Source organism: Caulobacter sp. AVps18, assembly GCF_058681425.1.
Genome location: NZ_CM178737.1, coordinates 3,426,161 through 3,447,147, shown reverse-complemented (window position 1 = coordinate 3,447,147; position 20,987 = coordinate 3,426,161). Strand labels below are relative to the sequence as shown.

General features: G+C 66.1%; 17 protein-coding genes. 6 read left to right on the top strand and 11 right to left on the bottom strand.

Annotation, left to right across the window (positions count from 1 at the left end; genetic code table 11):
- Nucleotides 1-27: 27 nt before the first annotated feature.
- Nucleotides 28-1,560: an ammonium transporter gene (locus ACW179_RS15735; RefSeq protein WP_492060404.1), complete on the bottom strand. Its 1,533-nt coding sequence runs from the start codon at nt 1,558-1,560 to the stop codon at nt 28-30.
- A gap of 29 nt (nt 1,561-1,589) precedes the next feature.
- The gene (locus tag ACW179_RS15730; RefSeq protein ID WP_035046383.1) at nt 1,590-1,928 is read right to left on the bottom strand and encodes a P-II family nitrogen regulator; all 339 of its coding nucleotides are present in this window, start codon (nt 1,926-1,928) and stop codon (nt 1,590-1,592) included.
- A 449-nt stretch (nt 1,929-2,377) separates the two neighbouring features.
- Here ACW179_RS15730 and ACW179_RS15725 point away from each other — a divergent pair, with 449 nt between their 5' ends.
- From ACW179_RS15725 to glyS, 3 genes are read left to right on the top strand one after another with little or no spacing between them, the layout of a single operon-like run.
- Nucleotides 2,378-3,280: a glycine--tRNA ligase subunit alpha gene (locus ACW179_RS15725; RefSeq protein ID WP_492060403.1), complete on the top strand. Its 903-nt coding sequence runs from the start codon at nt 2,378-2,380 to the stop codon at nt 3,278-3,280.
- The gene (locus tag ACW179_RS15720; RefSeq protein WP_492060402.1) at nt 3,280-3,957 is read left to right on the top strand and encodes an endonuclease domain-containing protein; all 678 of its coding nucleotides are present in this window, start codon (nt 3,280-3,282) and stop codon (nt 3,955-3,957) included. The genes ACW179_RS15725 and ACW179_RS15720 overlap by 1 nt, the downstream gene beginning before the upstream one ends.
- Entirely contained in the window at nt 3,957-6,149 is a 2,193-nt protein-coding gene (gene glyS, locus ACW179_RS15715) for a glycine--tRNA ligase subunit beta (RefSeq protein WP_492060401.1), read from the top strand. Before ACW179_RS15720 ends, glyS begins: the two co-directional genes overlap by 1 nt.
- Nucleotides 6,150-6,493: 344 nt before the next feature.
- Here the strand turns inward: glyS and ACW179_RS15710 are convergent, their stop codons facing one another.
- Nucleotides 6,494-6,820 (bottom strand): GIY-YIG nuclease family protein, encoded by a 327-nt coding sequence (locus tag ACW179_RS15710; RefSeq protein ID WP_492060400.1) that lies wholly within the window; start codon nt 6,818-6,820, stop codon nt 6,494-6,496.
- A 377-nt stretch (nt 6,821-7,197) separates the two neighbouring features.
- Between ACW179_RS15710 and ppdK the strand changes: the two genes are divergently transcribed.
- Nucleotides 7,198-9,882 (top strand): pyruvate, phosphate dikinase, encoded by a 2,685-nt coding sequence (gene ppdK / locus ACW179_RS15705; RefSeq protein ID WP_492060399.1) that lies wholly within the window; start codon nt 7,198-7,200, stop codon nt 9,880-9,882.
- A gap of 95 nt (nt 9,883-9,977) precedes the next feature.
- On the opposite strand, the gene wrbA is transcribed toward ppdK, so the two are convergent.
- Both wrbA and ACW179_RS15695 read right to left on the bottom strand, forming a co-directional pair.
- Nucleotides 9,978-10,577 (bottom strand): NAD(P)H:quinone oxidoreductase, encoded by a 600-nt coding sequence (gene wrbA / locus ACW179_RS15700; protein ID WP_492060398.1) that lies wholly within the window; start codon nt 10,575-10,577, stop codon nt 9,978-9,980.
- Between the two features lie 87 nt (nt 10,578-10,664).
- A complete protein-coding gene (locus ACW179_RS15695; protein ID WP_492060397.1) occupies nt 10,665-11,363 on the bottom strand; it encodes a pirin family protein in 699 nt (232 codons plus the stop codon).
- A 111-nt stretch (nt 11,364-11,474) separates the two neighbouring features.
- Here ACW179_RS15695 and ACW179_RS15690 point away from each other — a divergent pair, with 111 nt between their 5' ends.
- Nucleotides 11,475-12,386, top strand: a complete 912-nt coding sequence (locus ACW179_RS15690; protein WP_492060396.1) for a LysR family transcriptional regulator — start codon at nt 11,475-11,477, stop codon at nt 12,384-12,386.
- A 140-nt stretch (nt 12,387-12,526) separates the two neighbouring features.
- Here ACW179_RS15690 and ACW179_RS15685 read toward each other — a convergent pair whose 3' ends face one another.
- The 4 genes from ACW179_RS15685 to ACW179_RS15670 form a co-directional block, all read right to left on the bottom strand.
- Nucleotides 12,527-13,957: an ice nucleation protein gene (locus ACW179_RS15685; protein WP_492060395.1), complete on the bottom strand. Its 1,431-nt coding sequence runs from the start codon at nt 13,955-13,957 to the stop codon at nt 12,527-12,529.
- Nucleotides 13,958-14,026: 69 nt separating this feature from the next.
- A complete protein-coding gene (locus tag ACW179_RS15680; RefSeq protein ID WP_492060394.1) occupies nt 14,027-15,349 on the bottom strand; it encodes an Hsp70 family protein in 1,323 nt (440 codons plus the stop codon).
- 107 nt (nt 15,350-15,456) lie between these two features.
- Nucleotides 15,457-15,741, bottom strand: coding sequence for a type II toxin-antitoxin system RelE/ParE family toxin (locus tag ACW179_RS15675; protein WP_492060393.1), 285 nt, complete (start codon nt 15,739-15,741; stop codon nt 15,457-15,459).
- A complete protein-coding gene (locus ACW179_RS15670; protein WP_492060392.1) occupies nt 15,738-15,989 on the bottom strand; it encodes a hypothetical protein in 252 nt (83 codons plus the stop codon). The genes ACW179_RS15675 and ACW179_RS15670 overlap by 4 nt, the downstream gene beginning before the upstream one ends.
- 112 nt (nt 15,990-16,101) lie before the next feature.
- Here ACW179_RS15670 and ACW179_RS15665 point away from each other — a divergent pair, with 112 nt between their 5' ends.
- Nucleotides 16,102-17,280, top strand: coding sequence for a BaiN/RdsA family NAD(P)/FAD-dependent oxidoreductase (locus tag ACW179_RS15665; RefSeq protein ID WP_492060391.1), 1,179 nt, complete (start codon nt 16,102-16,104; stop codon nt 17,278-17,280).
- A gap of 140 nt (nt 17,281-17,420) precedes the next feature.
- On the opposite strand, the gene ACW179_RS15660 is transcribed toward ACW179_RS15665, so the two are convergent.
- Complete coding sequence (locus ACW179_RS15660; protein WP_492060390.1) at nt 17,421-19,706, bottom strand: DEAD/DEAH box helicase; 2,286 nt, start codon at nt 19,704-19,706, stop codon at nt 17,421-17,423.
- Between the two features lie 295 nt (nt 19,707-20,001).
- Nucleotides 20,002-20,439, bottom strand: a complete 438-nt coding sequence (locus ACW179_RS15655) for a hypothetical protein (protein ID WP_492060389.1) — start codon at nt 20,437-20,439, stop codon at nt 20,002-20,004.
- Between the last annotated feature and the right edge of the window lie 548 nt (nt 20,440-20,987).

The window sequence follows — 20,987 nt, the reverse complement described above, 5'->3', positions numbered from 1 at the left end:
CCTTCGCCGTTTCATCTGAGCCGAGGCTTAGCTGTGATAGGCGCGTTCCCCGTGTTCGGAGATGTCCAGGCCTTCTTCTTCGGCGTCCGGCGAAGCCTTCAGGCCGATGACCAGCTTGATCACGAAGAACACGATGGCCGAGGCGATCGCCGACCAGACGACCGTCAAGCAGACGGCCTTGGCCTGGATCAGCAGTTGGGCGATCGGCTCGTACGTCGCCAGGGCGTCGCAGGTCGAGATATCGCCGTCCTTGGCGCAGGTGGTGTAGTCGACGATGCCGGCGCCGCCCCAGGCGGGGTTGACCAGCAGGCCGGTGGCCAGGGCGCCGACGATGCCGCCAACGCCGTGGATGCCGAAGGCGTCCAGGCTGTCGTCATACTTCAGCGCGTTCTTCACGACCGAGCAGAAGAAGATACAGACCGGCGAGACGACCAGACCCAGGATCACCGCGCCCATCGGACCGGCGAAACCGGCGGCGGGCGTGATGGCGACCAGGCCGGCCACGATGCCCGAAGCCAGGCCCAGGGCCGACGGCTTCTTGCGGGTGACCCACTCAACCACGATCCAGGACAGGCCGGCGGCGGCGGTGGCGACGAAGGTGTTGATCATCGCCAGCGAGGCGTAGCCGTTCGATTCCAGGTTGGAGCCGGCGTTGAAGCCGAACCAGCCCACCCACAGCAGACCGGCGCCCACGAGGGTCAGGGTCAGCGAGTGCGGGGGCATCGGCTCTTTACCAAAGCCCTGACGCTTGCCCAGGATGATGGCGCCGACGAGGGCGGCGATACCGGCATTGATGTGAACCACGGTGCCGCCGGCGAAGTCCAGCGCGCCCCAGGCCCAGATCTGGCCGGCCTTGATGGTCGCGGTCGGGTCCAGCGCGATCGCGTTCGGGCCAGGCCACCACCAGACCATGTGAGCGATCGGATAGTAGGACAGCAGCGGCCACAGCACCGCGAAGGCGACAATGGCGGCGAACTTCATGCGCTCGACCAGCGAACCGATGACGAGGGCGGCGGTGATCGCGGCGAAGGTCGCCTGGAACGAGATGAAGGTCAGTTCCGGGATCACGACGCCGGTGGAGAACGTCGCAACATTGCTGGCCGGGGTCACGTCCTTGAGGAACAGACGGCCAAGGCCGCCGACATACTTGTCCCAGCTGCCGCCGTCGGTGAAGGCGAAGCTGTAGCCCCACAGCACCCAGGCGACGAAGCCGATGATGGCGACGGTCGAGACCTGCATCATCACCGACAGCATGTTCTTGGAGCGGACCAGGCCGCCGTAGAACAGGGCCAGGCCGGGGATGATCATCAGCAGGACCAGAACGGTCGAGGTGAGCATCCAGGCGTTGTCGCCCTTGTCCATCTTGTCGACGATGGCCGGTGCGGCCTCGGCGGGTGCAGCTTCAGCGGCAGGCGCGGCGGCAGGCGCCGGCGCAGCCTCGGCGGGCGCGGCGGCGACCGCAGGCGCGGCCTCTTGGGCGAAGGCCACAGCGCCAAGCGGCGCTCCGGCCAGTGTCGCGGCGAGCATCAGCCCGGCCAGCGGTTTGAACGTCAATTTCATCGTCGGTTATCCCCTGTTCCCGATGAGTACTAGAGAGCGGCCGGGCCGGTTTCACCGGTCCGGATGCGTACAGCTTCTTCGACATTAAGGACGAAGATCTTGCCGTCGCCGATCTTGCCCGTCGCCGCAGCGGCCTTGACCGCTTCGACAGCCTTGGCGGCGGAAGCATCGTCCACGACCGCTTCCAGCTTAACCTTGGGAACGAAGTTCACTTGGTACTCCGCGCCCCGATAGATCTCGGTCTGGCCCTTTTGACGGCCGTAACCCTTGACTTCGGATACCGTCAGACCCTCGACGCCGGCCGCAACGAGTGCCTCGCGGACCTCGTCGAGCTTGAAGGGTTTGACGACCGCTATGATCAGTTTCATCCGCCTTGCTCCGGCCCGCCGACTTCGCGGGCTTCCTTGTTCTGGTTGGCGGGCGCCATGCGCCCTGTGAGCACCGTCGACGCCGCCCAAATCTGCGCTGCATCGTTTCCCCGGCACTGGCCACGCTATCGGTCAGGGTGGCCAAGACGGCGCTTTTGAGAAAGGAATTGGAAAGGAAATGGGCACGTCGCTCGAAATTTGTGCAGTTTGCTTGATCGTTGTGCAAAGAAGTAGCGCTGTCACCGGGGTGTCGTCGGCGGGTCTGGAGCGGGCCATTGTGCGGCTGTGTGAGCGCTCCCATGGCGCTCGGGTAGGGTTTTTCCGCTTGGTGGCCGGGCGCAGGGCCTCAGGCGACGACACGGGGGGCAACATCGCTTGAAGCGCCCGGCGCCGGGCCCTATGGTCCGCCGACTTTTTTCCGGCCCTGTTCGGACACGCCCTGGACCCCAATGTCGCGCCCCAAGCCCACCTCGTTTCAAGCCCTGATCCTGACGCTCCATAACTACTGGAGCGAGCATGGCTGTGTGATCCTGCAGCCGCATGACGTCGAGGTGGGGGCAGGAACCCTGCACCCGGCCACGGTGCTGCGGGCTCTGGGACCCAAGCCGTGGAACGCGGCCTATGTGCAGCCCTCGCGCCGTCCGGGCGACGGGCGCTATGGCGAGAACCCCAACCGCCTGCAGCACTATTATCAGTACCAGGTGATCCTGAAGCCCAACCCTCCCAACATGCAGGACCTGTATCTGGGCTCGCTGGAGGCCATCGGCCTGGACCTGCGCCTGCACGATATCCGCTTTGTCGAGGACGACTGGGAGAACCCCACCGTGGGGGCCTGGGGGCTGGGTTGGGAAGTCTGGTGCGACGGCATGGAGGTGTCGCAATACACCTACTTCCAGCAGGTGGGCGGCCTGGACGTCTCGCCGGTGGCCGGCGAGCTGACCTACGGTCTGGAGCGCCTGGCGATGTACGTGTTCGGCGTCGACAACGTCTATGATCTGCCGTTCAACGACCCCGACTCGCCGCTGGGCGCGATGACCTATGGCGACGTGTTCCTCGAGAACGAGCGCCAGCACTCGGAAGCCAATTTCCACGGCTATGACGTGGCCGTACTGAAGGGGCAGTTTGAGGACATGGAGCGCCAGGTGCCGCTGATGCTGGCCCGGGAATATCAGGGCAAGGCCCTGGTCCTGCCCGCCTACGACATGGTCCTCAAGGCCAGCCACCTTTTCAACCTGATGAACGCCCGCGGCGCGATCGCCGTCGCCGAGCGCGCCAGCTACATCGGCCGCATCCGCGACCTTTGTAAGATGTGTGCCTCCGAGTGGGTGAAGCAGCAGGACGAAGCGGCGTGATGAAAGACACCGCCAAAGCCCTCCCCCTCGATGGGGGAGGGTTGGGTGGGGGTGTTGGCAATGCGGCTGGGGTTGATCAAAGGTCGGCGCCGACCTCGAACGCTTCGGCCAACGCCATGCCAACACCCCCAACCCCGACCCTTCCCCCATCGAGGGGGAAGGGGGCTTTTGAGCGTCCTGCCCACGCGGTGGGTGCGATCAAGCGTGCGCGTGGCCTAAGGCGCGACATGACAGCCAGCGAGGCGCTTTTGTGGAAAGCGTTGCGCGCCCTTGATCTGAATATCCGCCGGCAGGTTCCGCTTGGTCGCTTCGTGGCTGATTTCGCACATCATGGCGCGAGGCTGGTGATCGAGGTCGATGGCGGCCGCCACGATCTTCCAGACGCACAGCTCCATGACGCCGAGCGCGATGCTTGGCTGGCCTCACAAGGCTATAGTGTGCTGCGCGTTCGCGACGCCGAGGCTTTCGGCAAGCCATACGATGTCGCTGAACGCGTCGCGGCGCTGATTTCCTCCAAAGCCCTCCCCGTCGATGGGGGAGGGTTGGGTGGGGGTATTGGCATTGCGGCTGCGACTATTCAAAGACCGGCACCGACCCCGATACTCTCGTCGCGTTCAATGCCAACACCCCCAACCCCGACCCTTCCCCCATCGAGCGGGAAGGGAGAGCACCTGTAATGCCCCAACTTCTCCTCGAACTGTTCTCCGAAGAAATCCCCGCGCGCATGCAGGCCAATGCGGCGCGTGATCTGGAACGCATGGCGCGCGAGCACTTGGCCGCCGCCGGCTTCCTGCCCGAGGCCCTGAAGACCTTCGCCGGTCCGCGCCGCCTGACCCTGGTGGTCGAGGGCCTGCCCATCGCCCAGGCCGACCGCAAGGAAGAGCTGAAGGGCCCCCGCGTTGGCGCCCCGCCGCAGGCCATGGAAGGCTTCCTGCGCAAGGCGGGCCTGACCCAGGACCAGCTGGTCGAGCGCGACGGCGTCTGGATGGCCTTCATCGAGAAGACCGGCCGCGCCACGCCGCAGATCGTCGCCGAGATGGTCGAAGCCATCGTGCGCGGTTTCGCCTGGCCCAAGTCGATGACCTGGGGCAGCGGCAAGCTGCGCTGGGTGCGACCGCTGAAGCGCATCCTGTGCGTGTTCGACCGCGAGATCGTGCCGCTGTCCATCGACGGCATCGAGAGCGGCGACATCTCCGAAGGCCACCGGTTCATGGGCAACGCGACGCCGTTCCGGGTCCGCGACTTCGACGACTATGCCAAGGGGCTGAACGACCACTTCGTCGTGCTGGACGTCGAGGAGCGCAAGGCGCGCATCCTGGAAGGCTGCAAGACCCTGTGCTTTGCCCGCAATCTGGAACTGGTCGAAGACCTGGGCCTGCTGGAGGAAGTCGCCGGTCTGGCCGAATGGCCGACCCCGGTGCTGGGCGACATGGACCCATCGTTCCTGGATCTGCCCGCCGAGGCGATCCGCACCTCGATGCGCACCCACCAGAAGTATTTCGCGGTGCGCGATCCGGCCACCGGCGGCCTGGCCCCGCACTTCATCACCATCGCCAACATCCAGGCCGCAGACGGCGGCGCGGTGATCGCCGCCGGCAATGCCAAGGTGCTGTCGGCCCGCCTGTCTGACGCCCGCTTCTTCTGGGACGAAGACAACAAGGCCGGCAATTTCGAGGAGTGGCTGGAGAAGCTGAACGGCGTCACCTTCCACGCCAAGCTTGGGACCATGGCCGAGCGCGTGGCGCGCATCGAGGCTCTGGCCCGCGAGATTGCGCCGCTGGTCGGCGCAGACGTGGAAAAGGCCGGCAAGGCCGCGCGCCTGGCCAAGGCCGATCTGGCCTCGCTGATGGTCGGCGAGTTCCCCGAGTTGCAGGGCCTGATGGGCGGCTACTATGCCCGCGAGGCCGGTCTCGACGACGACATCGCCGATGCCATCCGCGACCACTACAAGCCGCAGGGCCCGGCCGACGCCGTCCCGACCGCGCCGCTGAGCGTGGCGGTGGCCCTGGCCGACAAGCTGGATACCCTGGTCGGGTTCTTCGCGATTGACGAGAAGCCGACAGGGTCGAAGGACCCCTATGCGCTGCGTAGGGCGGCGTTGGGGGTTATCCGGATTATTCTTTCGGGTGTCCGGATCCCGCTGAGTGACTGGATTATGATTTCTTGGCTTCGAGCCTCTACCATCGCTGACCGCGTCCACACGCGCAATACTATGGGGAAGATTGGCCAAGTCGTTTCTGCGATGAAAAATGTCGGCGAAATGGAAGCTGCATTTGCCCCTACGACCGATACAGACGCTGAATCTAATGACATTGACGCTGAAATCGACGAAGAGGCGGATCGAGCTGTTCGAGAAATTCTTGATTTCTTCGCCGACCGCCTGAAGGTCACCCTCAAGGACCAAGGTAAGCGCCACGACCTCGTCGACGCCGTGTTCGCTCTGGGCGACGACGATCTGGTGCGCATCGTCGCCCGGGTCGAGGCGCTGGACGGGTTCCTGAAGACCGACGACGGCAAGAATCTGCTCGCCGGCTACAAGCGGGCCGGCAACATCCTGAAGGCCGAAGAGAAAAAGGGCTGGAAGGCGGAGGGTGAACGCAGCCTGCTGGACGACGCCTCGGCCCCCGAAGTGGCCCTGCACGACGCCTTGCGTCTGCTGGAGGCCCCGCTGGATCAGGCCCTGGCGGCCGAGGACTTCACCGCCGCCATGCAGGAACTGGCCGGTCTGCGCGGCCCGGTCGACGCCTTCCTCGACGGGGTATTCGTCAATTCCGAGGTCGCCGCCGAGCGCGACAGCCGCCTCAAGACCCTGGCCGCCGTCCGCGACGCCATGGGCCGCGTGGCCGATTTCGGGCTGGTGGCGGGGTAGGGGAGGGTAACACCCCGTTCGCCCAATAGCTCCGTCATCCCGGGCCTTGTGCCCGGGACCCATTTGTCCGCCGCAGGTGCGGTGCAGAACGATATCGATCCGTGGCGCTGAACCATGGGCCCCGGGAACGAGCCCCGGGGTGACGGGGTTGCTTTCACTTCGGTTCTTTCAGCCCAGCGCTTTTCGTTAGCTCCCCGACATCTCAACCATCGTCATCCCGGGCCTCGTGCCCGGGACCCATTTGTCCGCCGCAGGTGCGGAGCGGAACGATATCGATCCGCGAAACTGAACCATGGGCCCCGGGAACGCGTCCCGGGGTGACGGCGATTTTGTTCTCGCCAACCTCACACCTGCCTCGGAACCGGCGTCCAGTTCATCACCGAATCATAGAGATCATCCCAGCGGGGATTGTCGCGCTCGATCAGGTTGATCTTCCACTGACGAGGCCACTCTTTCATCGTGCGCTCGCGCTGGATCGCCACGGTCATGGTCTCGTGAGTTTCGTACCAGACGAGCCGCGTGAGGCCGTGGCGTTTGGTGAAGCCTTTCCGCAGGCCTTGTCGATGCTCGACCAGGCGGCCTTCGAACCGGCTGCTGACGCCGAGATAGAGCGTGCCATAGGGTCGGCTGGTCATCATGTAGACCGCGATGGACGACTCTCTCGGGACCATCGCGAAATTATGCGCTCATGACGAGTAAATTCAATCACACTCGCCTTGACTCTCCCGCCGTCCCCCAAACTGTCCGAACTTGACCCACTTCGGGTCGCCCGGAAGACCTCTGTCGGCCGGCCGACAGAATCTGCACAGACCAAGTTTTTGCAAGGCCTAGTCAGTTCCTAATCAAGACAACGTTGTCATTGGAATTATTTGCCGAATTTCCGATCCAATGGCTGGAATGCAAAGCGCAGGTGGACGGCTTCTTGACCGGGATGCTAGGGAACGGGCCGGATATTGCAGTGCGGGATCGCCGTTAAACGCTTTGTCCCAGGGTAAGACGATCCCACAGAGGATCGCGACCTCTTCACTTATCGCAGGGTGAATTCAAAATGCCGGTTGAGACGCTGACCAAAGCCCGTTGGGTCTATTCGTTCGGAGGGGGCGGCGCCGATGGCGACGCCTCGATGAAGAATCTGCTGGGGGGCAAGGGCGCCAACCTGGCCGAGATGTCTTCGCTGGGCCTGCCGGTGCCGCCAGGCTTCACGGTGACCACCGAGGCGTGCGTGCACTATTACGCCAACGGCAAGAAGTATCCGGTCGAGCTGGCCCAGCAGGTGGCTGATGGTCTGGCCACGGTCGAAACCCTGACCGGCAAGCGGTTCGGTGATGTGGCCAACCCGCTGCTGGTCTCGGTGCGCTCGGGTGCCCGGGCCTCGATGCCGGGCATGATGGACACGGTGCTGAACCTGGGCCTCAACGACGAGACCGTCGAAGGCCTGGCCAGGCTGTCGGGCGACCGGCGCTTTGCCTATGACAGCTATCGCCGCTTCATCCAGATGTACTCGAACGTCGTGCTCGATCTGGAGCACCACATGTTCGAAGAGATCCTGGACGACCACAAGGAACGCCTCGACATCCATGTCGATACCGGCCTGACGGCTGACGACTGGGCCGGGGTGATCAAGGACTACAAGGCCGCCGTGGCCCGCGAGCTGGGCAAGCCCTTCCCGCAGGATGCCCAGGAGCAGCTGTGGGGTGCCGTCGGTGCCGTGTTCGCCAGCTGGATGAACGACCGCGCCAAGTTCTATCGCCGCATGCACGACATACCCGAGGCTTGGGGCACCGCCGTCAACATCCAGTCGATGGTGTTTGGCAATATGGGCGAGACCTCGGCGACCGGCGTGGCCTTTACCCGCAACCCGTCCAACGGCGACAGCCGCCTGTACGGCGAGTTCCTGATCAACGCCCAGGGCGAAGACGTTGTGGCCGGTATCCGCACGCCGCAGTCGATCACCAAGGTCGCGCGCGAAGAGATGGGCGACACCACCCCGTCGATGGAAGAGGCCATGCCGGTGGTCTTCCAGCAGTTCAAGACCGTGGTCGAGACGCTGGAACGCCACTATCGCGACATGCAGGACATCGAGTTCACGGTAGAGCAGGGCAAGCTCTACATGCTGCAGACTCGCAACGGCAAGCGCACCGCCAAGGCGGCGCTGAAGATCGCCGTCGACATGGCGGCCGAGGGCGTGATCTCCAAGACCGAGGCCATCGGCCGGGTCGAGCCCGCCTCGCTGGACCAGCTTCTGCACCCCACCATCGATCCGGCCGCCCATCGCGACGTGGTCACCGTGGGCCTGCCTGCCTCGCCCGGCGCAGCCACCGGCAAGATCGTGTTTGACAGTGACGCCGCCGAACAGGCCGCCGCCAATGGCGAAAGCGTCATCCTGGTGCGCGAGGAAACCTCGCCCGAGGATATCCACGGCATGCACGCGGCGCGTGGCATCATCACGGCGCGCGGCGGCATGACCAGCCACGCCGCCGTCGTGGCGCGCGGCATGGGCCGGCCTTGCGTCTCGGGGGCCGGCGATGTGGCCATCTTCCCCAAGGAAGGCCTGTTCCGAGCCAAGGGGCGTGAGTTCAAGGTCGGCGACATCATCACCATCGACGGTTCGACCGGCGAGATCCTGGGCGGCGCGCCCAAGATGATCGAGCCCGAGCTGACCGGCGACTTCGCCACCCTGATGGGCTGGGCCGACGAGGTCCGTCGCCTGAAGGTGCGCGCCAACGCCGAAACGCCGCTGGACGCCAAGACCGCCCGTCAGTTCGGGGCCGAGGGCATCGGCCTGTGCCGCACCGAGCACATGTTCTTTGACGACACCCGTATCGCCGCCGTGCGCGAAATGATCCTGGCTGACGACGAAGCCGGTCGCCGTACGGCCCTGGCCAAGATCGCGCCCTTCCAGAAGGCCGACTTCGTCGAGCTGTTCACCATCATGGAAGGCCTGCCGGTCACCATCCGCCTGCTCGACCCGCCGCTGCACGAATTCCTGCCCCACAGCGAGGAAGACGTGGTGGCTGTCGCTGAGGCTACCGGTCTGGACGCCGACAAGCTGATGCGCCGGGCCAAGGAACTGCACGAAACCAACCCCATGCTGGGCCACCGCGGCTGCCGCCTGGGCGTGTCCTATCCCGAGATCTACGAGATGCAGGTTCGGGCCATCATCGAGGCCGCCTGCGACATCGCCAAGTCGGGCAAGGCGGCACCGATCCCCGAGATCATGCACCCGCTGGTCGCCAAGGGTGAGGAGATGAAGTACCTGCGTGACCTGACCGACCGCACCGCCAAGGCCGTGCTGGAAGAGCAGGGCATCGGGATCGAGTACACGGTCGGCACCATGATCGAACTGCCGCGCGCCGCCCTGCGGGCCGGCGATCTGGCCGCCAATGCCGAGTTCTTCAGCTTCGGCACCAACGACCTGACCCAGACGACCTTCGGCATCAGCCGCGACGACGCCGGCAAGTTCCTGGGCGCCTATATCGACAAGGGGATCTTTGAAAAGGACCCGTTTGTCAGCCTCGACCAGGAAGGCGTCGGCGACCTGATCCGCATCGCCGCCGAGCGTGGCCGCGCGGCCCGTCCGGGCGTCAAGATGGGCATCTGCGGCGAGCATGGCGGCGATCCCGCCTCGATCGCCTTCTGCGAAAGCGTCGGACTGGACTATGTGTCGTGCTCGCCCTACCGCGTGCCGATCGCCCGTCTGGCGGCGGCCCAGGCGGCCTTGGCCAACAAGTAGACCTTCGGCGCATGCGCCAAATGCAGAACCGCCCCGAGGCTTGCGCTTCGGGGCGGTTTTTCGTTCAGGCTCCCGTTGGGGGAGGGAGGACGCAATCAGCCGTGCAACTTGATCGCGGTCTCGGCGACCTTGCGGCCCTGATAGCGGGCGCCGTTCAGTTCGCTTTCGGTCGGCTGACGCGAGCCGTCACCGCCGGCGATGGTGGTGGCACCATAGGGGCTGCCGCCGGTGACTTCGTCGATCCGCATCTGGTCGGCGTGACCATAGTCGAGGCCGACGATGACCATGCCGAAATGCAGCAGGTTGGTGATCATCGAGAACAGGGTCGTTTCCTGACCGCCGTGCTGGGTCGCCGTCGAGGTGAAGGCACCGCCCACCTTGCCGTTCAGCGCGCCCTTGGCCCACAGGCCGCCGGCCTGGTCGAGAAAGGCTGCCATCTGCGATGACATCCGGCCAAAGCGGGTGCCCGTGCCGATGATGATGGCGTCATAGTCGGCCAGTTCGGCGACCGTGGCGATGGGAGCCTCCTGGTCGAGCTTGAAATGCGCGCCCTTGGCGACGGCCTCGGGCACGGTTTCGGGAACGCGCTTGATGTCGACGGTCGCGCCGGCTTCGAGGACACCCTCGGCGACGGCTTTGGCCATGGTCTCGATGTGGCCATAGGACGAATAGTAGAGAACCAGAACCTTGGCCATGACGGCCTCCTTGAAGGGGTTGGAGAGAAGGGGGCAGAGCGATCCTGATTGAACGCCCCGCCCGAAGCTCGAAGACATCAGCGGCGTTTAGGCCGCATCGACCAGAACCAGCTCGGCGTCTTCGAGGGCGGTCACGGTGATCGTGTCCTCGTTGGCGATGGCCGCGCCGTCACGGGCGTCCAGTCGCACGCCATTGACCTCGACCGAGCCGACGGCCGGGACCAGATAGCCATGGCGGCTCTTGCCCAGGTCATAGGTCGTGCTTTCGCCGGCCTTCAGCGTGGCGCCCAGGACGCGGGCGTCGGTGCGGATGGGCAGGACGTCGCCGTCATCGGCAAAGCCGCTGGCCAGGGTGACGAACTTGCCCGAGCGGTCGCCCTTGGGGAAAGGCTTGGCGCCCCAGGCCGGCGCGCCGCCGCGGCGGTTGGGTTCAATCCAGATCTGGAAGATGCGGGTGGCTTCGGATTCCAGATTGTATTCCGAGTGCCGGATGCCGGTGCCGGCGCTCATCACCTGGACGTCGCCGGCTTCGGTGCGGCCCTTATTGCCCAGATTGTCCTGGTGGGTAATCGCGCCGCTGCGGACATAGGTGATGATTTCCATGTCCGAGTGGGGGTGCGGCGGGAAGCCGGTATTGGGAGCAATCTCGTCGTCGTTCCAAACCCTTAGCGCGCCCCAGTTCATGTTCCTGGGGTCGTAGTAGCTGGCGAACGAGAAGTGGTGCTTGGCCTTCAGCCAACCGTGGTCGGCGCCGCCAAGTTTGTCGAACGGTCTGCGATCGATCATGGCCTTGTCCTCTGAAGCGTCGCGCCGGTCATCGGCGTCGCTTGCTTGAGGAGAAGATAGCGATCAGGATTGCGACCGAAATAGAAACTATTGAAATCCATTGTTTCCAAAATGAGCAAACTTCCAGATCTTGAAGGGCTGGCGATCTTCGCCAAGGTGGTGGAGTTGCGGTCGTTTGCCGGCGCGGCCGATGAACTGGGCCTGTCCAAGGCCACGGTGTCCAAGGCGATCACCCGGTTGGAAACGCGGCTGGGGGCCCGGCTGTTCAATCGCACCTCACGACGGTTGGCCCTGACCGATGCCGGGCAGTCGCTGGTCGAGCCCGCCACGCGGGTCCTGGTCCAGGGCGAGGTGGCCGAGAGCGCCGCCATGGCCCAGTCGGCCGCGCCGCGCGGCTTGGTGAGGCTGGCGGCACCCATGTCATTTGGCCTGTCGGATGTCGCGCCGATCCTGCCCGAGTTTCTCTCGCTCTATCCCGAGGTCTCAGTAGATCTTCACCTGAGCGATGCCACTGTGGATCTGGTGGGCATGGGCTTTGATGCCGCGCTGCGGATCGCGGCCCTGCCCGACTCCTCGCTGGTGGCTCGCCGTCTGCGCGCCGTGAAGCGCTATGTGGTCGGGGCACCCGACTATCTGGCCCGGCGCGGCCGGCCGACCCATCCAGGCCACCTGGCCGAGCACTGCTGTCTGGGCTACGCCTACATGCCCACGCCCTATACCTGGCGGTTCGTCAATGCCACGGGGGAGGAGGCCTCGATCAGGCCTGCGGGCCCCCTGAGGGTCAATAATGCCGACGCCCTGATGCCGGCCCTGATTGCCGGGCAAGGGCTGGCCGTGCTGCCCGATTTCATCGCAGGCGCAGCTCTGGCGGACGGGCGGCTGGAAGCGGTTATGCCTGACTGGAGCCCGCCGCCGATCGCCCTGCATCTGGTCATGCCGTCCGGTGGCCCGCGCCCGGCGCGGGTGGAGGCGCTGACGGCGTTCCTGGCCACGGCTCTGGGGAGCAAGTCACGAGAGGGGTAGTCGGACCGCCCGCCCCGGTTCGGGGGGCGTCTGGGGGCGAGCGGTCGCTTGGGTTCCGGTCGAGGGGGGGAAGTTCGCCGGGCCCGATGAGATAACTGGAAACTCGCAAAGCGGTTCCGATCCTCGCCAGGTTTTTCGCCCTACAGACTTTCCACCTGAGCGGGCGTAAGCGCGCCGACCTGGGCCGGGGTCATGGCCGCCAGGTTGGTGGCGGTCAGCCAGTCCAGCTGGTTGATGGTCAGGCCCGGGATCTGGGTCGGGGTCAGATAGCCGATCTGGGTGGTGCTCAGCCCGCCGATGACGGTGGTGGATAGCGTGCCGATCTGGCTGGCCGCCAGGGCACCCACCTGGGTGGCGTCGAGGGCGGCAAAAGCGTCCTGACTCAGGCTGCGCATCTGAAAGGCGGTCAGGCCCCGGATGGCGGTCGAGGCGATGGCGCCGAGCTGGCCGGCGTCCAGGGCGGCAAGGCTGGTCACTGACAGACCGGCCAACTGCGAGCCCGTCAGGCTTGCGACCTGGGTGGTCTGGAGCTCCGCGACATCGGTCACCGTCAGGCCGCTCATCTGGGTTGCGGTCAGGCCCCCCAGCTGGGTCTGGGTGAGGGCTGCGATCTGGCTGGCGCTCAAGCCGTTGATGTTGGTGGTTGAGAGACCGCCCAGTTGCTGGGCTGACAGTCCCGCGACCTGGGTGTTGGACAACTCGGCGAAGTCGGTGGCGCTCAGCCCCTGCATCTGGCTGACCGTCAACCCGGCGATCTGGGTTGCGCTCAGGGCGCTGCTTTGCGCCGGGCTCAGCGCCGCCAGGTTGGTGGCGGTCAGGCCCGACAGTTGCGTTGCGGTCAGGCTCATCACCCGGGTGTCGCTCAGGGCCGCGAACTGGGTCGCTGTCAGGGCCTGGGTCTGGGTGGCAGACAGGACCTCGAACTGAGTGGCGCTCAATCCGCCGACCTGCGACCCGCTCAGGGCCCCGATCTGACCGGCGGTCAGGCCGCGCACCTGCGTGGCCGACAGCACGTGAAGCTGCGGATCGCTCAAGGCGGCCACGACGCTGGCCGATAGGGCGGCGACCTGGGTCGCGCTGAGGATCGCCAGCTGACTGGTTGAAAGCTCGCCAAGATCGGTGGCGGTGAGGGCGGCCATATGGGTGGCGGTCAGGCCCGTGAGCTGACTGGCCTCAAGGGACGCCACCTGGGTGGCGTTCAGGCTTGAAAAGCCTGTGGCCGAGAGGGCCGCGATCTGTGAGGCCGCCAGGATGTCCAGCCGGTTGGCATCCAGTGTCGCCAGCTGGGTCGAGGTGAGGGCACCGACCGCAGACTCGCTGAAGGCCGCCAGCTGGGCCGCGTCGAATACAATGCCGGCCCCGAAGTTCGGAACCTGGGTCGCGGCCAGGCCGCGGGCCTGGGTGCTCGACAGGGCCCGGACCTGGGTGGCGTCCAGCACGGCGACGCCGGTGGCATTGATCGCGCCGATCTGGGTGGAGTCGAGCGTCTCGAGCTTGGTGGTGGAGAGGTCGTCAAAAATCCTCGCCGGCAAGGCGGCGATCTGCGTGGCCGAGAGATAGGAGATCGGCAATGGGCTCACCTTGGACGATGACGTCTAGGCTATGCGGATTCCGCCGCCCGGTCCACGCGGCGCGTTAGCTCAGCCTGCGCGCATGGTCCAAAGGTCCAGATCGCTCTCCCGGCCGATCAGGGCCAGGCCCGAGGCGATGGATTCGAACTCGCCGCCGCTCTCGACCCGGTCAGCCGCGAACCTGCGCAGGAAGATGTCGCGAACGGCTGGCACGAACGAGGTGCCGCCGGTCAGGAACACGCGGTCCACCTGGTCGGGTGCGAGGTTGGCGCGGGTCAGGGCCTCGTCGACGGCCTTTTCGATGGCGGTCAGTTCCGGCGCGATCCAGCCCTCGAAGGTCGAGCGCTCGACCTCCTGCTCAATCAGGATCGAGCCGGCCTCAAAACGGAAGGTGGCCCGCTCCTGCGCCGAGAGCGCCTCCTTCAGGCCTGAGACCGAGCGATAGAGGGCGTAGCCGTGATTGTCGTCCAGCACCTCGATCAGGCGGCTGATCTTCTCGGGCTCCATCGCCGTCTTTTCCAGCGAGCGGATGTCGCGCATGTCGCGCGAGGCCCGCAGCAGGGCCAGCTGATCCCAGCGGGCGAAGGCGGTGTAGTAGCGCTGCGGGATCGGCAGGCGGTTGTCGAAGGCCCTGTAGAGCGAGCCCTTGCCCAGCGCCGGCGAGACCAGCTGGTCGATGATCCGGTAGTCGAAGGCATCGCCGGCCACGCCCACGCCCGAATGGCTCAGCGGGGTCGAGCGTAGCGTACCGTCGGCCTCGCGTTCGAACCGCACAAGGGAAAAGTCGCTGGTGCCGCCGCCGAAGTCTGCGACCAGAACGGTGGCGTCCTGCTTCAGCTGGCGGGCGAAGAAGAAGGCCGCGCCGACCGGCTCATAGGCATAGCGAATGTCAGTAAAGCCCAGTCGCCCGAAAGCGGCCTCGTAACGCTGCAAGGCCAGCTTCTCGTCGGGATTTCCGCCGGCAAAGGTCACGGGGCGGCCCACCACGACCCGGGTCGGCAGGGCGGTCATGGCCGCGCCCGCGTGCTCGCGCACCTTCAGCAGGAAGGCGGCCAGCAGGTCCTCGAACTGGTAGCGCTTGTTGAGGATGCGGGTCTCGGTAAAGGCCGCGCTGGCCGCGAAGCTCTTGAACGACTGGATGAAGCGGGTTTCCAGCGGATCTTCCAGATAGGCTTCGATGGCCCAGGGGCCGGCCTCGACCACCCGCTCATTGGCCTCGCCGCCCTGGCCTTGCAGGTTGTGGAAGCTCAGCGCCGAGCGGAAGGCGAACAGATCACCCTCACCGGTCGGGAACCGGACCAGTTGCGCCGAGCCGTCGCCGTGCGTCATCGAGACGACGGTGTTGGTGGTGCCAAAATCGATGCCGATCGTCGGCGGGACGACGGACGTCATGGGAGGAACCAGTCTGCTGCAGCGGGGGGCGTGCGTCGTACCGTCTGGGGCGTGCGGGTTCAAGGGCGCGCGGCCCGAATCGGGCGGCTATCGCCAGGACATGACTTTTAGCGACGCTCTCGGGCGTGCTTGATGCGCGCGACGATAACAAGCTGCGTCTGGACCCGGTACTGGACTATGTAGCCGGAGTCGCCGAACGGAACGGCAATTTGCCTAAGGTTGGGCGATGGCCCCCTGAAGCCGCGTTCGGCATTCTCGGCGAGCGAGAGCACAGCTTCCGTGATCGCTGCGGCGGCGCGCAGGCTGGCGTCGGGGTTCTTGTCGGCCAGAAAGTCCTCAAGCCGTTGGAGGTCCTGTTCCGCACGTGCGGTCAGCCGAACCGCTCGCGTCACGTCTGGTGGGCGTTCAGGCGTTGTTTCAGGCGGTCCTGGAACCCTTTTAGGGCAACTTCTGCGGCGACGGAGTGGCCCGTCCGGTCAAACTCTTCCAGGGCGGCGATCGCCTCGGCCCAGTCGTCGTCCATCGCTCGATCCAGGGCCTTTAACGCATAGTCTTCAGGCGACAGGCCCGCGACCTGGGCAGCCGCCTTCAGTCGCTCGGCGCGCGCTGCGTCCAGATGAATGTCTGTGCCATCAGCCATGACTAAGCGTCGCCCAAGACGGCGTGCGCGTCAACGCGGGCAAGGCTTGATTGACATTTGCATCGTCTCGCCGCCCTTAACGCCGCTTGCCTTGCTTGCCGGAAAGATAGCCTTGGAACAGTTCGACGTCGTTGTGATCGGAGCGGGCGCGGCCGGCATGATGTGCGCCATCGAGGCGGGCAAGCGCGGGCGCTCCGTGCTGGTCGTCGATCATGCCAAGGCCCCCGGCGAGAAGATCCGCATCAGTGGCGGCGGACGGTGCAACTTCACCAATATCCATGCCACGGCGGCCAATTTCCTGTCGGCCAATCCCAAGTTCTGCGTCTCGGCCCTGCGCCGCTACCGGCCGCGCGACTTCATCGCCCTGGTCGAGAAATATGCCATCGCCTATCACGAGAAGACGCTGGGACAGCTGTTCTGCGACGGCTCGGCGATGCAGATCATCACCATGCTGCTGACCGAGATGAAGGCGGCGGGCTGCGAGCTGCGGCTGGAGACCTCGGTTGAAAGTATCGAGCGCGACGGCGAGGGCTTCCTGCTCGCCCTGGCCGGCGGTGACGTGCGCTGCCAGTCGCTGGTGGTGGCGTGCGGCGGCAAGTCGATCCCCAAGATGGGCGCAACCAGTTTCGGCTACGAGATCGCCAAACAGTTTGGGGTCGGCGTGGTCGAGACCCGCCCGGCGCTGGTGCCCCTGACCTTCGAGGTCAAGACACTGGCGCGCCTGGTCCCGCTGTCGGGCGTGGCGCTGGACGCCGTTGTCGCCCACGGAAAGACGAAATTCCGCGAAGGCATGCTGTTCACGCACCGGGGCCTCTCGGGGCCCTCGATCCTGCAGATATCGTCCTATTGGCGCGAGGGTGACGAGATCCGGGTCGATATGGCCCCGGGCGTCGATGCCCTGACGGCCCTGAAAACCGCCCGTACCGCCACGCCGCGCCGGGCGGTTTCGACGGTGATGGCGACCCTGCTGCCCCAACGCGTGGCCCAGATCGTCTCCGACGATGAGGGCGCGCAGGGCAATATCGCGGATTGCTCGGACAAGGTGCTGGGCCGGCTGGCCACGGCGGTCAACGCCTGGACCTTCAAGCCGGTCGGTTCAGAAGGCTACCGCACGGCGGAAGTCACCCTGGGCGGGGTCGACACCAATGACCTGGACTCTCGGACCTTGCAGGCCAAGGACGTGCCGGGCCTCTATTTCATCGGCGAGGTCGTGGACGTCACCGGCTGGCTGGGCGGCTTCAATTTCCAATGGGCCTGGGCGTCGGGCTGGTCGGCCGGGCAGGCGGTTTAGTCGATCTCTAGTCCTCCCCCTGAAGGGGGAGGCGGGCCGAAAGGGCCGGAGGGGGTAGTCGGCAATGCGCCAACAGAACTTCCCCCTCCGTCCGCTTTGCGGACACCTCCCCCGCTAGGGGGAGGATTTTCTATCCGTAACTACTTCTTCTTGAACGGCTTACCGGCCGGCTTGCCGCCGTCGAAGCCCTTGGCCTTGAAGGGCTTGGGGCCCTTGAACGGCTTGGCGGGGCCATCGCCGCGCGGCTTGGGCACGTAGGCGCCCTTGGGCGCGCCGTCGCCGAACGCCTTGGGCGCGGCGCGGGGCTTGAAGTCGCGCTTGGGACCGTCGTCGCGGCCTTCGGTGCGCGGCTTGTAGGCGCGCTTGGCGCCGCCTTCGCTGTCGGCCGGCGAGTAGGGGCGCGGAGCGTCATCACGCGGCGCGCGGGGCTTGAAGTCGCGCGGAGCGTCGTCACGCTTGAACTCGGTGCGCGGCTTGAAGTCACGCGGCGCAGCGTTGTCGCGGTCGCGGGCGGGGCGCGCCTTGTAGTCGCCCTTGGGCTCCTCGCCCTTCCCGTAAGGCTTGGCGGTGCTGAAGCCGTCGTCTCCATAGGTCGAGGGGCGCGGGGTGTGGTCGCGCGAGCCCGGCGCATTGGCGCGCGGCCCACGGGGGGCCTCATCGCGAGGCGGGCGCGGCTTGTATTCGCGGGGTGCAGCGTCGTCGCGCGGCCCATTTTCACGGGGGGCACGGGGCGCATATTCCTTGCGCGGACCGGCATCGCGAGCGGCCGGAGCCGCCGTCGGGGTGATGGCGACGTCGTCGCGAACCGTCGCCTGAACCGCCGCGCCGAACTTCACCGCCGCTTCGGCCGAGATTTCGAACTTGGTGTCGTAGTCGAAGATCCGGATCGAGCCGATGTCCTTCTTGGTCACGTGGCCCAGACGGCAGATCAGCGGGATCAGCCACTTGGGGTCGGCGTTGTTGCGACGGCCGGTGTTGAGGCGGAACCATTCGGCGCCGTTCATGTCGCTGCGCGGCTCGCGCTCGGGACGGTCGCCGCCGAAATCGCGGTCATTGCCGAACTCGCGGGGTTCGCGCGGCTCGCGGCTGCGCGGACCCGGATCAGCGCCGTGGCGCGGGTCGTCATAGATTTCTTCCGGGGCCGGCAGCTTGGCACGGCGGGTGCGGATCAGGGCCGAGGCCAGCTCCAGCGGCGTGCGCTTTTCCAGCATCACCTCGGCCAGGGCCGCGTCTTCCTCGGTCGAAACCTCGGAGAAGATCGGGTCGTCCAGCAGGCGCTCGGTGTCCTTGATGCGGATCTCGTCGGCGGTCGGGGCACCGCCCCAGTGGCCTTCGACGCCGGCGGCCATCAGCAGCTGCTCGGCCTTGCGGCGGCGGGTGTAGGGCACGACCAGGGCGCTGACACCCTTCTTGCCGGCCCGGCCGGTGCGGCCCGAACGGTGCAGCAGGGTGGCCTTGTTGACCGGCAGTTCGGCATGGATGACCAGGCCCAGATCGGGCAGGTCAAGGCCGCGCGCGGCGACGTCGGTGGCGACGCAGACTCGGGCGTGGCCGTCGCGCAGGGCTTGCAGGGCGTCAGCGCGTTCACGCTGGCTCAACTCGCCCGACAGCCCGACCACGGCAAAGCCACGCTCGCGCAGCTTGGAGTGCATGGCCCGGACGCTTTCGCGGGTGTTGCAGAACACCAGGGCGCCGGGGCTTTCGAAATAGCGCAGCAGGTTGACGATCGCGTGCTCGATCTCGTTGGGCGCGACCCGCACGGCGCGATATTCGATATCGCGGTGCGGTTCGTTGCGGCCGACGGTGTCGATGCGCAGGGCGTCGTTCTGATAGCTTTTGGCCAGTTGCACGATCTCGCGCGCCAGGGTGGCCGAGAACAGCAGGGTGCGGCGCTCGGCCGGAGCGGCGTCGAGGATGAATTCCAGGTCTTCGCGGAAGCCCATGTCGAGCATCTCGTCGGCCTCATCGAGGACGGCGACCTTCAGCTCAGACAGGTCCAGGTGGCCGCGCTCGATGTGATCGCGCAGACGGCCGGGGGTGCCGACCACGATGTGAGCGCCCCAGTTCAGGGCCCGCTGCTCGCGGCGAGCGTCCATGCCGCCCACGCAGTTGACGACAACGGCACCGGCGTCGGCATACAGCCAGGTCAGCTCGCGATTGACCTGGATGGCCAGTTCGCGGGTCGGGGCGATGACCAGGCACATCGGCGGGCCGGCCTTGGCGAACTTTTCGGCGTCGCCCAGCAGGGTGGTCGCGGCGGCGAGGCCAAAGGCCACGGTCTTGCCCGAGCCGGTCTGGGCGCTGACCAGCAGGTCGCGGCCGACGGCTTCTTCTTCCAGAACAGCGGCCTGGACGGGAGTGGGCTCAGCATAACCCTGAGCAGCTAGTGCCCGCTCAAGAGCGGGGTGGGAGGCGGGGAAGGGCATATAGGTCCAATTCGGTTCAAGCGGACGGCACACACACACGTGCGGCCCGCGCCACGACCAAATACGACCCCCAAATGGACCGTGTTCTTGGTCTTATCTCGTGAAATATAGACCTGTTTGGCCGCCGTGCCGATAAGGCCTAGGCGAAAAGAGGTCCGATGGGCCGCTTAAGGAGGCTAAAACAGTCGGGATTGCAAGGGCGGCCGGGCAATTCTCCCGGACGTGCGACCTATTGGCCGCAGGGGTGGGAGAGGGCGCGAAATCTGGACCTGGAGATCCCGCGCCCCATTTCTAGCTATTCGGCGGCGATGAAGGGCTTCGGCTGCGGGCCGGCCAGTTCGCGGCACACGACGGCCGAGAAGGTGGCCAGCAGGCCCAACACCATCAGCAGCAGCATCTCGGCCAGGCCGGGAGCCAGCACCGTCAGGGACGGGACGACGGGGCTATTGGCGATGCCCACCGCCCCGGCCAGCAGGGTGAACAGGCTGGCGGCTCCTGCCAGCAGGGGGGCACCCTTGGCCAGGGCGTTCAGGGCGGCGGGACGGCGCAGAACCAGCAGGACGGGCGCGGCGAGGATCGCTGCGGCCAGCAGCAGGATGATCAGCTGAACCGGCGCCGCCGCGTCGCCGAAGATACCCCCGACTGAAAGGCGCTGGCCGGGCGATGCGGCGAAGGCGGGTGACGTCGATAAGATCGATGCCAGAGCGATGAGGGAAAGGGCCTTGAGGCGCATGAGGGCTCCATTGAGTTACGACTGTAATCTCAAGGTAGAATTAGATTTGTAATTTCAAATGTCAATGGCTTTGAGCGCCCTGGTCCATGACGAGGTTCCCTGCGGACTACGGGGATCGAGCCCGCTCCATTCCCGGCGCATCGTCCACAAACCCCAGCAAATTCAGAGCTCTGAAAAAAGAACGAGCGCGCCTGTCAGACGCGCTCAAAACGCCCCCCATAATCATCCGACCTGACAGCACGGGAAGGGCGTCCGGCCGGCGACTGAGGCGGCTGTCAGGGGTGGTCGAGCGGGAAGCGCCCGTCGGCCGTCGTTTGAAGGCCCGGTGGGGTCTGGCGGAGCAGGTGTCCATTGAGGGCGCTGCGTTGAGGCCGGGCCCGGACCACCGGGAACACCCTTTGGCGACGCCCGATGAGCGCAACAGGTCCGGGCTGAAATCGCCTGGACGGTCTGGACGGGGTCGCTTTCCCCTCCACCCGCCGGGGGCCGAAGTCAGGAGCGGGTTAAGACCCCGCGCCCTGGAGGCTTCCGTCTGAAGACCACGCGGA